The sequence below is a fragment of the Rhodococcus sp. P4_C10 genome, assembly GCF_056402135.1.
On the sequence record NZ_JBFUHZ010000003.1, the window covers coordinates 90,247 to 102,836 of the forward strand.

The following is a 12,590-nucleotide window of genomic DNA, read 5'->3' on the forward strand; positions in this document are numbered from 1 at the left end:
CGGCTCGAGTCGGTGGCGGCGCCGCTCAGAACAGGCTCTTGGGGCGCACCGCGTTCGCCATGTCCACCAGGGCGAACCGGTGGGCGGCCTCGGATGCGTTGCGGGCCAGTGCTCGCAGGCCGGCCTCGGTGCCGGCGCGCAGCCCCTTCTCGGTGAACGGCACCCCGAGGATCGGTTCGAACTCGGGGTCGGCGGTGTGCCCGAGCAGCACCCAGTCCAGCGCGGTGCCGAGCACCAGGGTGCGCATCTGGAGGGCCCGGCCCTCGTCCGACGGCAGCAGGGCGACTCGCCGGGCGGCGTCGCGCAGTGCGACCTCGTCCATCTCGCCGATCGGTGCGCCGGACAGGCGGGTCAGCACCGCGGTCATCCGGGCGACGCTGAAATGTCGCGAGCTGGGTGGGACCTGGTCCAGCGCGGCGATCGCCCCCGCGGTGTCGCCGCGGTCCGCGAGCTGACGGGCCAGGCCGAAGGCGGCGCTCACGGCCCCGCGGTCGGTGCGCCAGACGGTTCGGTAGTAGTTCTCCGCGAAGGCGCGCCACCGCGGAGGGTCCTCGCTCTCCCAGTGCTCGAGGATCAGCTCGGCCGTGGCCGCCAGCGCCAGCTTCGGTGCGGCCTCGCCGGGCAGCGCCTGCAGGGTGGCATCGAACTGGCTCATCGCCGTCTCGAAGTCACCCTCGACCAGTGCCGCCATCCCTCGGTACCAGTCCACCCGCCAGTGCTCCCCGGGTTCGCCGAGCCCGTCGAGCACCTGCCGGGCCGCGGCGCCGTCCCCCAGGTCGATGTGCGCCTTGGCCTCGACCAGGCTGAGCTGCCGGGTGACCGCCGCCGCAATCGGGCCCGCGACGCGTTCGATGCCGTTCTCCCTCGCCAGGCGCAGCGAGTCCAGCGTCTGGCGGGGTTCGGTGTGGATCGCGGCGGCGAGCAGGGCCGCGCTGGGGTCGCTCCGGTCGATCAGCGGGACGGCCAGTGCCGCGGTGACCTCGAGCGGGTCGAGGGCGACGCTCTGGCGGTGGCCGTGGACGTAGACGTCGGTGGTCTGCACCGCCTCGTCGGTGCCGAAGGTGGTCCGCGCGGGGCTGAACAGTTCGGACAGTCCCGGGTGTTCCTCACCCGTCTGCTGCGCGAGGATCTCCCGGAGCACCCCGAGCAGCTGCCGGGCCATCTCCTCGGCGGACTGGAACCGTCGGCTGGGGTCGGAGTTGGTGGCGCGGAGCAACAGGCGATGGAAGAACTCGTACTCGGCCAGCAGTGGCGCCTGCTCGGGGTCCGGCAGCCCGTCGACGTAATGCCCCTTTTCCGAAGGCATCTGGAGGGTGAGGACGGCCAGTGTTCGGCCGACGGTGTAGATGTCGGAAGCGATGGTCGGTCCGGTCCGGACGATCTCCGGCGCCTGGTAGCCGGGCGTGCCGTACAGGTAGCCGTAGCCCTCGATGCCGGAGACCGCGCCGAGGTCGATCAGCTTGAGCTGGTCGTCGGTGACCATGACGTTCTCCGGCTTGAGGTCGTTGTAGGCCAGTCCGATCGAGTGCAGGTAGGCCAGCGCGGGCAGGATCTCGAGCATGTACGCGATGGCCTGTTCGACCGGCATCCGCTCCGGCCGGGGATGAGTACTCAGCACCTCGCGCAGCGAGTTGCCGCCGACGTACTCCATCACGATGTAGCCCATCGGGCTGCCGTCCGGCCGTGGATGCTCGACGAAGTTGAAGATCTTCACGATGCCCGGATGCTCGACCTCGGCAAGGAACTGGCGCTCGGCCAGCGCCACGGTCTGTGCCTCCGAGTCACCGAAGTGCAACAGGCCCTTGAGCACCACCCAGCGGTCGCTCACGTTGCGGTCGACGGCGAGGTAGATCCAGCCGAGCCCGCCGTGGGCGATGCAGCCCTGCACCTCGTACTGGCCTGCCACCAGGTCGCCCGCCGCGAGCAGCGGGGTGAAGTCGAAGACCGTGCCGCAGGAGGCGCAGATGCCGGCCGCCGGTGCGGGTTCGGACCTGCCCGCGGCGCTGCGGCCGACCGGGTTCGAACACTTCCAGCAGAACCTCTTGCTTTCGGCGACAACGGGATTGGTCATCACCACGGCGGCGGGATCGGGCGCCGCTACCGGGGGCACCTCGACCAGGCCGCCGCCGAGCCGGCGTCGGACCGAGGTCCGGGAACGCTGTGAACGAGACCGGCGGCCGGTGGGGGCGGACGGCCGGCCGGCCGGCGCCGAGGTCTCCGAGGTCTCCGCGGGGCCGGATGCGCGGGTGGTGGAGGCGGGCGGCAGTGCGGCGGCCGTGGCGGCGTCGGTGGGGGCGGACGGCGCGGTGGCGGTGGGTTCAGAGGGCGCCGTGTCGGCCGGCTCGGACGACCCGGTCACGGCGTCGGCGGGGTTCGAGCTCTGGCCCGAGTCATCCTGTGTTCCGCGCATTCTCGCGCTCAGTCCTGGTAGTTGGGGACGGGTGGGCCGGGCGAGGGACCGAGGACGCCGAGCCACCGGTCGTAGATCCGTGACCAGGTGCCGTCCTGCCGCATCCGCTCCAGGCTGGCGTTGACCAGACGGACCAGGTCCGGGTCGTCCTTGTTGATCCCGATGCCGTACGGCTCCGGGCTCAGGCTCTCGCCGACGATCTGGAGGTACGGGTCCTGCGATGCGAGCCCGGCGAGGAGAGAGTCGTCGCTGCTGACCGCGTCCACCTGGCCCTGCTGCAGGACAACCAGGCAGTCCGACCAGCTCGGCACGGTGAGCACGATCGCGTCCGGCTGGGCGCGCTGCAGATGCGTCAGCGAGGTGCTGCCGGTTACGGTACACACCCGGCGGCCGGCGAGGTCGGCGACGCCGCGGATACCGGACCCCTGCGCGACCAGAATGCGTTGCTTCGCCTGGAAGTAGACGGTGGAGAAGTCGACCTGCTCGCGGCGTTCGCAGTTGACGGTCATCGTATTGACCACCACGTCCACCAGGCGGTCCTGCAGCGCAGGGATCCGGTCCGCAGAGGGCAGGATCCGGAACTCCGCCAGGTTCGGGTCGCCGAGCAGGTCCCGCGCCAGCTCCCTCGCGATGTCCGCGTCGAATCCCTCGATCGACCCGGTGATCGGGTCCCGGAAGCTGAAGAGGTTGCTCCCGGTGTCCAGGCCGACCACCAGTCGGCCGCGCGCGCGGATCCGGTCCAGCGTCGGGCTGTCGGGTGCGCCGTCGGGGAACGGGCGCAGGCTCGCGGTGGGGTTCGAGCACTGTTCGGGGACGGGTTGGCCGGTGGGGCTGGGCGCCACAGCCGCGCCCTCGGGCAGTGGGGCGTTGGTGCCCTCGGGGTTGGCGGCGACGGGCGCGGTGGCCGAGGGTTGGGTGGCCGCGGGCTGGGTGGAACCGGTGGCCGTGGAGACGTCGTCGGGGCCGCCGCACCCGGACAGGACGCCCGCCAGGGCCGCGGCGACGACCGCGGCGGCCAGTATCCGCCGTCCTCGCCTGCCGTTCCCTGTCACTGGTACTCCCGCCATCGGGGCCACAGACCCAGCCCGATCCCGACCACCGCCAATGCCGACAATACGAGGGCGCCGGGTGCCAGGCCGGCGAGGGTGGAGTGGGCCCGCACCAGGTTGCCGCGCAGCTCCGCCCTGGCCTCCTCGATGGCCGCGTCGAGCTCCTTGTCGGCGATGAAGAAGAAGGCCGCCGAGTCGAGCTGGCCGGGGCCCACCGCGATGTCGGACGCCCCGGTCCAGTCCCCGGCGGCGAGCAGCCCGTCGAGTCGCTCGTGTGCCTGGGCCCAGGCCGTCCGTGCCGCCGCGGCGGCCGCGATCTCGTCCTCGCCGACCTGCATCCCGCTGCGGTCGTACTCGTCGAGCAACGCCTGCAGGCGGTCGAGATGCTCGACGAACTGCGAGTGGTAGCGGGCACTGACGTCGCGTCGAACCAGGGCGAGGGTCTCGTCGGCGCGGGCCTGCTGGGTCAGGATTCGGGCGGTGGTCAGGGTGGACAGCGGCCGTGCGCCCTGCTCGAGCGCGTTGCCGGTGGCGGTCGAGGAGATCAGCCCGGCGATCAGCAGCCAGCCGAGCAGCGCGGTGACGGCGGCCGCGGCCAGGATGAGTCCCGGGTTCAGGGTCCGGCGGGTCCACCGCGCGAGCAGGACCATCGCCGCCACCAGCGCGGCCAGAGACGCGAGCAGCAGGCCGATGGACAGCCATGGCGGGGTGGCGAACTCGGACTGGGTCTGCACGACGGTCGCGGCCTGCGCGGTGTGCAGCTGCTCGGCCAGCGGCAGCAGCGTGGTCTGCATGAGCGTCGACGCCTCGCGCAGGTAGGCGGCGCCGACCGGGTACCCGATGCGGTTGTTGCTGCGGGCCGTCTCGACCAGACCGGTGTACACCGGCAGGGACACGGACAGGTCGGTGAGCAGTCGGTGGGCGGTGTCGTCGGCGGTGGAGATGCCCGCGGACGCGTCGACCAGGTCCTGGCCGGCGTCGGTGACGGCGCGGGTGTAGCGGGCCCGCACGTCGGCGGGTTCGAGGCCGCCGGAGATGAACGCAGTGGTCGCGGCGGCATCGGCGATCGACAGCGAGCTGTAGAGGTCCTGCGAGGCGTAGGCGAGCGGCTCGACCTGGGTCAGCAGCGAGTCGAGGGTGCGCGCCCGGTCCGAGACCTGGACGGCGGCGGCGCCGCCGGCGACCAGCGAGAGTACGGTGAGCGCGAACGCCACCAGGAGCAGCTTGCTGGGGGTGGTGCCCAGGTAGGCGCGGACGCGGCGAGATCGCCGCGGACGGGGCACGTCCGGCGACGGATGGTGCGTCGCGGCGGGCACGGGACGATCGTCGCCCAGCGGCTCCGTCGACGGCGCGACGCGATCAACCACCACGCACCCCTTCTATCTGGCCCGAGTGCCTGATACAGGGCAGCATATAAGCAGTAAACGCGCTGAGCGGTCGGTGACTCGCCTATGTTTTGTGGCCAACGAGTTTCGGACGGGGCACGAGGTGTGACGGCGGTCTGACGACGCGGTCTGATGTGGAGCGGGTGAACGAAGTCGATGCGTGGTGACGGAGACGGCTGGGCGAAGAGCGACGACGGCAGCCGCCAGTGGGGCCGGTTCGGTGCGGCGGGGCTGCTGTTGCGCGCGCCCGCTCCGAGCGGCGGGTCCGCGGTGTTGCTGCAGCACCGTGCGCAGTGGAGTCACCAGGGTGGCACCTGGGCGCTGCCCGGTGGTGCCCGCGACAGCCACGAGAGCACCACCCGGGCCGCGGTCCGCGAGGCCGAGGAGGAAGCCGGGATCGCCGGAAGTGCGCTGCGGGTGCGCGCGGAGCGGGTCACCGCGCAGGCGGGCAGCGGCTGGACGTACACGACCGTGATCGCCGACGCGGAGACCACGCTGCCGACGGTGCCGAACGGCGAGAGCACCGAACTGCGGTGGGTGCCCGAGGAGGACGTCGCGGACCTGCCGCTGCACCCGGGCTTCGAGGCCAGCTGGCCGTCGTTGCGGGCGGTGCCGGTGAGGCTGCTGCTCGACACGGCCAACGTGCTGGGCTCGCGCCCGAACGGCTGGTGGCGCGACCGCGTCGGGGCCACCGGCGAACTGCTCGCCGAGCTGGCGCGGACGCTGCCACGGACCTTCGAACTGCCCGACGGCGGCTTCGGCTGGTTGCCGCGGATCGAGGCGGTCCTCGAGGGCCAGGCGCGGGTGGTGGCGGAGGTCGGCGACCGGGTTCCGGTGCACGTCGCGACGGGCAGCGGCGACGACACCCTGGCGTCGCTGGCCGGGGCCGATCCCTTCGCCGACCAGGCCGTCGAGCGGGTTCGGAGCCTGCTGGCCGGGGACGAACAGCAGTTGACCGCGGTGGTCACCGCCGACCGCGGGTTGCGCGACCGGCTGCCCGAGACGGTGGTCCGGCTCTCGCCCTCGACCGTGCTCGGCTGGCTGGACTGACCGCACCGCGTTGGTCCCCAATGTCACATTGGTTCCCCGTCGGACACCCGATGTGACATTGGGGACCAGTGGGGGAAGGGTCAGCCGGCGTTGCGGGCCAGCGCGTCGGACAGCGACCGGGCGGCCGCCTGCGGGTCCGCGGCCTCGGTGATCGCGCGGACCACCACGATGCGGTCGGCGCCGGCGTCGAGCACCTCGGGGAGCCGCTCCTCGTCGACCCCGCCGATGGCGAACCAGGGCCGGGCGGGGTGCGACTCGGCGGTGCTGCGCACCAGGTCCAGGCCCGACGCGGCGCGTCCCGGCTTGGTCGGGGTGGCCCACACCGGCCCGGTGCAGAAGTAGTCGACGCCGTCCTCGATCGCGGCGAGCTGGGCCTGCGCCCGGTTGCCGGTGGAGCGCCCGATCACCACCCGCTGGCCGAGGATCTGCCGGGCGTAGTGCACGGGCAGGTCGCCCTGGCCGAGGTGCAGGACGTCCGCCCCCGCGGCCAACGCCAGGTCGGCGCGGTCGTTCACCGCGAGCAGGGCGCCGTGCCTACGGGCGGCGGCGGCCAGCTCGGCCAGCGCGCCCAATTCCTCGCGGGTCTCCATCGGGCCGAACTTCTGTTCGCCGGCCGAGCCCTTGTCCCGCAGCTGGATGATGTCGACGCCGCCGGACAGGGCCGCCTCGGCGAAGTGTGCCAGGTCACCGCGCTCTCGGCGGGCATCCGTGCACAGGTACAGCCGGGCGCTGGCCAGGCGTTCGCGGGGGGTCAGATGGTTACCGGAATGCGAGGGGGACACGTGCTCAACGGTAGTCTGATGGCGAACTAAGTGACACGGGAGTCCCGGCGAACGCGGGGCTGAGAGGGGGCTCGCGAGCCTTGACCGTCATACCTGACCCGGATCATGCCGGCGCAGGGAGTGAGGTGGAGTGGTGAGCAGAACTCTCGCGGTGATCGGCGGCGGCGCGATCGGACTCGCGGTCGCCTGGCGGTCCGCACAGGCGGGCTGGAAGGTCACGGTCCACGACCCCGCGGTCGGCTCGGGGGCGTCGTGGGTGGCCGGCGGCATGCTGGCCCCGCTGTCCGAGGGGTGGCCCGGCGAGGACGCGCTGCTGCAGGTGGGCGCGGCGTCGCTGCAGCGGTGGCCGGACTTCGGCGGTGAGCTCGGTGCCCTCGTCGACGAGCCGTTGTTCACCTCGCACAGCTCCCTGACGGTCGCGCTGGACGCGGCCGACGCCGCGGACCTGCGCACCGTCGCCGAGTGGATCGAGACCCAGGGTTACCGGCTCGAGCTGCTGTCCCGGGCGCAGATCAGGGCGGCCGAGCCGTCGTTGGCCCCCAACATCCGGCTGGCGCTGCTGGCCTCGACGGAGTCCGCGGTGGACAACCGGGCGCTGGTGCGCGCGCTGCGGCTGGCGTGCGAGGCCGCCGGGGTCGCGTTCGTGGCCGAGTCGGTGGGTGACCCGGAGTCGCTGCCCGCCGACCAGGTGGTGGTGGCGGCCGGCACCGGGGCCGCCGCGCTGTGGCCGGGTCTGCCGGTGCGCCCGGTCAAGGGCGAGATCCTGCGGCTGCACCATCGCCCCGGGGTGGCCCCCGCGCCCACCCAGACCATCCGTGGCAGCGTGCACGGCCGGCCCGTGTACCTGGTGCCGCGCGGCGACGGCATCGTGGTCGGCGCGACCCAGCACGAGTCGGGAATCGACACCCAGGTCACCGTCGGCGGGGTGCGGGACCTGATCGCGGACGCCCAGATCCTGATGCCGAGCATCGGCGAGTACGAGCTCTACGAGACCGCGGCGGGCCTGCGACCGATGAGTCCGGACAACCTGCCGATCATCGGCCGGGTGTCGGACAGGGTGGTGCTCGCGGCCGGGCACGGCCGCAACGGCATCCTGCTCACCCCGGTGACCGCGGACGCGGTGGTCGCCGAGCTGTCCGGCGCGCCGCTGCCCGAGGCCAAGAACTGCGCGCCGGACCGCTTCGGTCCGACCGGCCCCGCTCACTGACCGCACCGCCCACTGACCGGCTCCTTCCACCGATCGACGAATGAGGAATTGATGACGAACACACCGGTGAACATCGGTATCACCGTCAACGGCGAAGACCACCAGCTGTCCGAGCCGTTGACGGTGGCGCAGCTGCTCGACCACCTCGGTCTGCCCGCCAAGGGCATCGCCGTCGCGGTGGACGGCGCGGTGCTGCCGCGCACCTCCTGGGACACCCCGGTCGGCAAGGGCTGGGAGATCGAGATCCTCACGGCGGTCCAGGGTGGCTGAGTCGACGGCGGCTGGGACCGGCACCCTCACCATCGGCGACCGCAGTTTCGGCTCGCGCCTGATCATGGGCACCGGCGGCGCCGCCAACCTCACCGTGCTCGAGGAGGCCCTGGTCGCCTCCGGCACCGAGCTGACCACGGTGGCGATGCGCCGGATCGACGCCACCGGCGGCACCGGCGTGCTGGACCTGTTGCGCCGGCTCGACATCGCGCCGCTGCCGAACACGGCGGGCTGTCGCGGCGCCGCCGAGGCGGTGCTCACCGCGCAGCTCGGTCGCGAGGCGCTCGAGACCGACTGGGTCAAGCTCGAGGTGATCGCCGACGAGCGGACCCTGCTGCCCGACGCCATCGAACTGGTCTCGGCGGCAGAACAACTCGTCGACGACGGCTTCACCGTGCTGCCGTACACCACCGACGACCCGGTGCTGGCCAAGCGGCTCGAGGACGTGGGCTGCGCGGCGGTGATGCCGCTGGGCTCGCCGATCGGGACGGGCCTGGGCATCTCCAACCCGCACAACATCGAGATGATCGTCGAGGCGGCCGGGGTTCCGGTGATCCTCGACGCCGGCATCGGGACCGCCAGCGACGCGACGCTGGCCATGGAACTCGGCTGCGACGCGGTGCTGCTCGCGACCGCGGTGACGCGGGCGAAGGACCCGGCGCTGATGGCGTCCGCGATGGCGTCGGCGGTGGTCGCCGGGTACCAGGCCCGCCGGGCCGGCCGGATCCCGAAGCGGTTCTGGGCGCAGGCGTCGTCACCGATGTAGGGGTGGACACGGGGAGGTCTCGGGGTGAGTGTCATCCCAGGGGATGACGCCGGAATGAGACCTGCGGGCGATGCGCTCGGCTCCGGTGTCCGGCAGAGTTCACCTCATGATTGAAGTGAGGGGTTTGACGAAGACGTTCGGGCCCACGAAGGCGGTCGACGACCTGACCTTCACCGTGAAGCCGGGGATCGTGACCGGATTTCTCGGGCCGAACGGTGCCGGCAAGTCGACGACGATGCGGATGATCCTGGGCCTGGACCGGCCCACGTCCGGCACGGCGTTGATCGACGGCCAGAAGTACCACGACCTGAAGCAGCCACTGCGGACCGTCGGCGCACTGCTGGACGCAAAGTGGGTGCACCCCAACAGGTCCGCGAAGGCGCACCTGCAGTGGATGGCGGCGTCCAACGGGATCCCGTCGTCGCGGGTGGACGAGGTGCTGCGGCTGGTGGGCCTGACCGAGGTGGCCGGCAAGAAGGCCGGCGGATTCTCGCTCGGCATGTCGCAGCGGCTCGGCCTGGCCGGCGCGCTGCTCGGCGACCCGAAGGTGCTGCTGTTCGACGAGCCGGTCAACGGCCTCGACCCCGAGGGCATCGTCTGGATCCGAAAGTTCATGCAGCGCTTGGCCGCGGAGGGACGCACCGTCCTCGTGTCGAGCCATCTGCTCTCCGAGATGGCGCTGACCGCAGAGCATCTCGTGGTGATCGGCCGTGGCCGGCTGATCTCGGACACGACGGTCAAGGAGTTCGTCGACCGGTCGTCCGAGTCCACGGTACGGGTCCGCAGCCCCCAGTTGGACGCGCTGCGCAGCGTGCTCACCTCGCACGGCCTGACGGTGCGCGAGGACGGCCACGCGGCGAGTGCCGCGGCGGCGCTGGTGGTGCTCGACTCCACCACCGACGCGATCGGCCAGATCGCGGGTAGTAACGGGATCGTGCTGCACGAGTTGGCGTCCCAGCAGGGATCGCTCGAGGACGCGTTCATGAAACTGACCGGTGACGACGTGCAGTACCACGCCGCGGGCGTCGAAGAAGTGATGGGAGGGGCACTCTGATGGGTGTTCTGGCCGCAGAACGAATCAAGCTCACCTCGACCAAGTCGCCGTGGTGGTGCACGGTCGCCATCGTGGTGCTGGGCCTGGGCCTCGCCGCGGTGATCGGACTCAGCGCCAAGGCGAGCATCAATGCCTTCAACAACGAGAACGCGAGCGGCGACAAGCCGGATTTCGAGCCGTTCCTGCCCCAACTCTCGGACGCCGTCGGCGGCGTGTCGGGCTTCGGCGTCCTGGTGCTGATGATCATGGCAGCCCTCGCCGTCACCAGTGAGTACCGCTTCGGCCTGATCCGGACCACGTTCCAGGCCGTGCCGCGGCGGGACTCGGTGCTGGTCACCAAGGCGGGCCTGATCGGGGTGTTCGGTGCCGTCCTGACCTTCGTGCTGACCTTCGGCGCCTACGCGATCGCCAAGGTCACCGCCGGTGAGGAGGCCGGGGCCGCCCTGAAGCTGACCGGCGACGAGGCCTGGAGGGCGATCTACGGCGTGCCGATCTACGCGCTGCTCTGCGTGTTCCTCGCGGTGGCGGTGGGCACCCTGGTGCGTCAGTCGGCGGGCGCGATCACCCTGCTGCTGCTGTGGCCGCTGCTGATCGAGAGCCTGTTCGGCCTGTTCGGCACCTTCGGCCGCAACGTGCAGCCGTTCCTGCCGTTCATGAACGCCAACCACTTCCTCGGCTCGGACCAGGGCGTGGACTGGCACTGGGGGCCCTGGGGCAGCCTGGTCTACTTCGCGGCCTTTGTGGCCGTCGTCTTCGGCGCCTCGCTGTTCCTGGTGAACCGCCGCGACGCCTGACCTGCCGTAGCGCTGGACACGCTGCGGTAACCGTGCGCGACCGTCGCCCCGACTGTGGGGGGTGGCGGTCGCGCACTGCCGTCTGCGGAGCCCGACATTGTCTGTAACCCTCGGTTACCCTTCGAAGGGTGAGCGAGGACCCTGCGCCCCAGCCGGTGGTCGACTGGTTTCGAACCATGAACCGCCGACCCGCGCTCGTCGACGCCGTCCGCCGGGCGCGCCGGGCGCTGCCCGGGGACCCCGCCTTCGGCGATCCGCTCTCGACCGCCGGACCCGGCGGCGTCCGCGCCATGGCCCGGGTCGCGGACCGGCTGCTCGAGGACGGTCCCGGCGCGTCGCGGGAGGTGAGCCTCGGCACCCTGCAGGTCTGGCAGGCCCTGCTCGAACGCACCGGCCGGGGCCGCGGCACCCGCCAGGTCACCATCGTGTTCACCGATCTGGTCGGGTTCTCCAGTTGGTCACTCGGCGCGGGCGACGAGGCCACCCTGACGCTGCTGCGGCAGGTGGCCAGCGCGGTGGAACCGCCGTTCGTGGAGCGCGGGGGACATGTGGTCAAGCGGCTCGGCGACGGGCTGATGGCCGTGTTCGCCTACCCGGAGCGCGCGCTGGAGGCGGTGTTCGAGGCCCGCGACCGGCTCGCCGAGGTGGAGCAGGAGGGCTTTCGGCCGCGGATGCGGGTGGGCCTGCACACCGGGATGCCGAGACAGTTGGGCGACGACTGGCTGGGCGTGGACGTCAACGTCGCCGCCCGGGTCATGCAGGCCGGGGCGGACGGCAACGTCGTTGCGTCCGCGCACACCCTCGACGCGCTCGACCCGCAGACGCTCGAGACCCTCGGACTGCGGGCCAGGCCGTACCGGCGCGGGTTGTTCGCGCCGGCCCCGCGCGGCGTCCCCGACGACCTGCGGATGTTCACCCTGACCAGGTAGGCGGCTCCGCCGCCTGAGCGCCTCTCTGGTAGCGGTCGCCACCAGAAAGGAGCGTCAGTGCAGGCGCCAGAGCGGGGACACCGGACCGTGGCCGGCGCCGAGGTCGTACGACGCCGCCAGGCACCGGGTCACCCACTGCTTGCCGAACTCGACGGCCTCGGGCATCGGGTACCCGTTGGCCAGCGCGCACGCCACAGCGGCGGCGAGGGTGTCGCCGCCGCCGTGGTCGTTGCCGGTCTCGATCCGCGGGCTGGTGAACTCGTGGAAGGTGTCGCCGTCGAAGAGCAGGTCGGTGCTGTCCGGCGAGGTGCGCAGGTGCCCGCCCTTGACCAGCGACCACTGCGCGCCGAGCCCGTGCAGGGCCTCCGCGGCCCGGCGCGCCGACGCGTCGTCCACCACCTCGATGCCGGTGATCAGGCGGATCTCGTCGAGGTTCGGCGTCACCAGCGACGCGATCGGGATCAGGGTGTTCCGGACCGCGTCGAGTGCCTCGGCATGCAGCAGCGGGTCGCCGTGCATCGATGCGCACACCGGGTCCACCACCAGCGGCACGGCGTGGTCACGGCCGATCCCCACCTCGCCGCAGACCTGTGCCACCGCCTCGATGATCGCGGTGGACGCCAGCATCCCGGTCTTGGCGGCGCTCACCCCGATGTCGGTGACCACGCTGCGCACCTGGTCCGCCACCACCTGCGGCGGAATCTCGTGAAACCCGCTGACCCCCACGGAGTTCTGCACCGTCACCGCCGCGACCGCGACGCACGCGTGGACCCCGCACAGGGCCATGGTGCGGGAGTCGGCCTGGATTCCGGCACCGCCACCGGAATCGGTGCCGGCGATGGTGAGGACGCGGATCGGGGTCTCGCCGTCGGGGGTCAGGGGCAGCAGGTTCAC

Annotated in this window: 12 protein-coding genes and 1 riboswitch; of the genes, 7 read left to right on the forward strand and 5 right to left on the reverse strand. The window is 72.0% G+C overall.

Annotated features, from left to right (window positions below; translation table 11 throughout):
• Window positions 1–25: 25 nt before the first annotated feature.
• Genes AC1DWC_RS02790 through AC1DWC_RS02800 form a run of 3 tightly spaced genes read right to left on the reverse strand, consistent with a single transcriptional unit; the run spans window position 26 to window position 4,826 of the window.
• On the reverse strand, window positions 26–2,410 hold the full coding sequence (locus tag AC1DWC_RS02790) for a serine/threonine-protein kinase (RefSeq protein WP_477905949.1): 2,385 nt from the start codon (window positions 2,408–2,410) through the stop codon (window positions 26–28).
• A gap of 8 nt (window positions 2,411–2,418) precedes the next feature.
• A complete protein-coding gene (locus AC1DWC_RS02795) occupies window positions 2,419–3,477 on the reverse strand; it encodes a glutamate ABC transporter substrate-binding protein (protein ID WP_477905951.1) in 1,059 nt (352 codons plus the stop codon).
• Window positions 3,459–4,826, reverse strand: coding sequence for a hypothetical protein (locus tag AC1DWC_RS02800; RefSeq protein ID WP_477905952.1), 1,368 nt, complete (start codon window positions 4,824–4,826; stop codon window positions 3,459–3,461). The genes AC1DWC_RS02795 and AC1DWC_RS02800 overlap by 19 nt, the downstream gene beginning before the upstream one ends.
• 174 nt (window positions 4,827–5,000) lie before the next feature.
• On the opposite strand from AC1DWC_RS02800, the gene AC1DWC_RS02805 reads away from it, so the two are divergent.
• A complete protein-coding gene (locus tag AC1DWC_RS02805) occupies window positions 5,001–5,894 on the forward strand; it encodes an NUDIX hydrolase (protein ID WP_477905954.1) in 894 nt (297 codons plus the stop codon).
• Window positions 5,895–5,974: 80 nt separating this feature from the next.
• Here the strand turns inward: AC1DWC_RS02805 and thiE are convergent, their stop codons facing one another.
• Window positions 5,975–6,676 carry a thiamine phosphate synthase gene (gene thiE / locus AC1DWC_RS02810; protein ID WP_477905956.1) on the reverse strand — a complete coding sequence of 234 codons (702 nt, stop codon included), beginning with the start codon at window positions 6,674–6,676 and terminating at the stop codon, window positions 5,975–5,977.
• 25 nt (window positions 6,677–6,701) lie between these two features.
• A riboswitch (TPP riboswitch) is annotated at window positions 6,702–6,813 on the forward strand.
• Here thiE and thiO point away from each other — a divergent pair.
• The 6 genes from thiO to AC1DWC_RS02840 all read left to right on the forward strand — a co-directional run bounded on the left by thiO (window position 6,810) and on the right by AC1DWC_RS02840 (window position 11,696).
• Window positions 6,810–7,883 carry a glycine oxidase ThiO gene (gene thiO / locus AC1DWC_RS02815; RefSeq protein ID WP_477905958.1) on the forward strand — a complete coding sequence of 358 codons (1,074 nt, stop codon included), beginning with the start codon at window positions 6,810–6,812 and terminating at the stop codon, window positions 7,881–7,883. It overlaps the preceding riboswitch by 4 nt.
• A gap of 51 nt (window positions 7,884–7,934) precedes the next feature.
• Window positions 7,935–8,153, forward strand: coding sequence for a sulfur carrier protein ThiS (thiS, locus tag AC1DWC_RS02820; protein ID WP_072846191.1), 219 nt, complete (start codon window positions 7,935–7,937; stop codon window positions 8,151–8,153).
• Window positions 8,146–8,919, forward strand: coding sequence for a thiazole synthase (gene thiG / locus AC1DWC_RS02825; protein ID WP_477905959.1), 774 nt, complete (start codon window positions 8,146–8,148; stop codon window positions 8,917–8,919). The genes thiS and thiG overlap by 8 nt, the downstream gene beginning before the upstream one ends.
• Before the next feature lie 106 nt (window positions 8,920–9,025).
• Window positions 9,026–9,973, forward strand: coding sequence for an ABC transporter ATP-binding protein (locus tag AC1DWC_RS02830; RefSeq protein WP_477905962.1), 948 nt, complete (start codon window positions 9,026–9,028; stop codon window positions 9,971–9,973).
• Complete coding sequence (locus tag AC1DWC_RS02835) at window positions 9,973–10,767, forward strand: ABC transporter permease (protein WP_477905964.1); 795 nt, start codon at window positions 9,973–9,975, stop codon at window positions 10,765–10,767. The genes AC1DWC_RS02830 and AC1DWC_RS02835 overlap by 1 nt, the downstream gene beginning before the upstream one ends.
• 176 nt (window positions 10,768–10,943) lie before the next feature.
• Window positions 10,944–11,696 carry an adenylate/guanylate cyclase domain-containing protein gene (locus AC1DWC_RS02840; protein ID WP_477840479.1) on the forward strand — a complete coding sequence of 251 codons (753 nt, stop codon included), beginning with the start codon at window positions 10,944–10,946 and terminating at the stop codon, window positions 11,694–11,696.
• A 54-nt stretch (window positions 11,697–11,750) separates the two neighbouring features.
• On the opposite strand, the gene thiD is transcribed toward AC1DWC_RS02840, so the two are convergent.
• Window positions 11,751–12,590 carry a bifunctional hydroxymethylpyrimidine kinase/phosphomethylpyrimidine kinase gene (thiD, locus tag AC1DWC_RS02845; RefSeq protein WP_072846195.1) on the reverse strand — a complete coding sequence of 280 codons (840 nt, stop codon included), beginning with the start codon at window positions 12,588–12,590 and terminating at the stop codon, window positions 11,751–11,753.

Bases quoted from the DNA above. Each gene is read 5' to 3' on its own strand.
- AC1DWC_RS02830 (WP_477905962.1), top strand. From the start codon at position 9,026: ATGATTGAAGTGAGGGGTTTGACGAAGACGTTCGGGCCCACGAAGGCG.
- thiS (WP_072846191.1), top strand. From the start codon at position 7,935: ATGACGAACACACCGGTGAACATCGGTATCACCGTCAACGGCGAAGAC.
- AC1DWC_RS02840 (WP_477840479.1), top strand. From the start codon at position 10,944: ATGAACCGCCGACCCGCGCTCGTCGACGCCGTCCGCCGGGCGCGCCGG.
- AC1DWC_RS02795 (WP_477905951.1), bottom strand. From the start codon at position 3,477: ATGGCGGGAGTACCAGTGACAGGGAACGGCAGGCGAGGACGGCGGATA.
- AC1DWC_RS02835 (WP_477905964.1), top strand. From the start codon at position 9,973: ATGGGTGTTCTGGCCGCAGAACGAATCAAGCTCACCTCGACCAAGTCG.
- AC1DWC_RS02805 (WP_477905954.1), top strand. From the start codon at position 5,001: ATGCGTGGTGACGGAGACGGCTGGGCGAAGAGCGACGACGGCAGCCGC.
- AC1DWC_RS02790 (WP_477905949.1), bottom strand. From the start codon at position 2,410: ATGCGCGGAACACAGGATGACTCGGGCCAGAGCTCGAACCCCGCCGAC.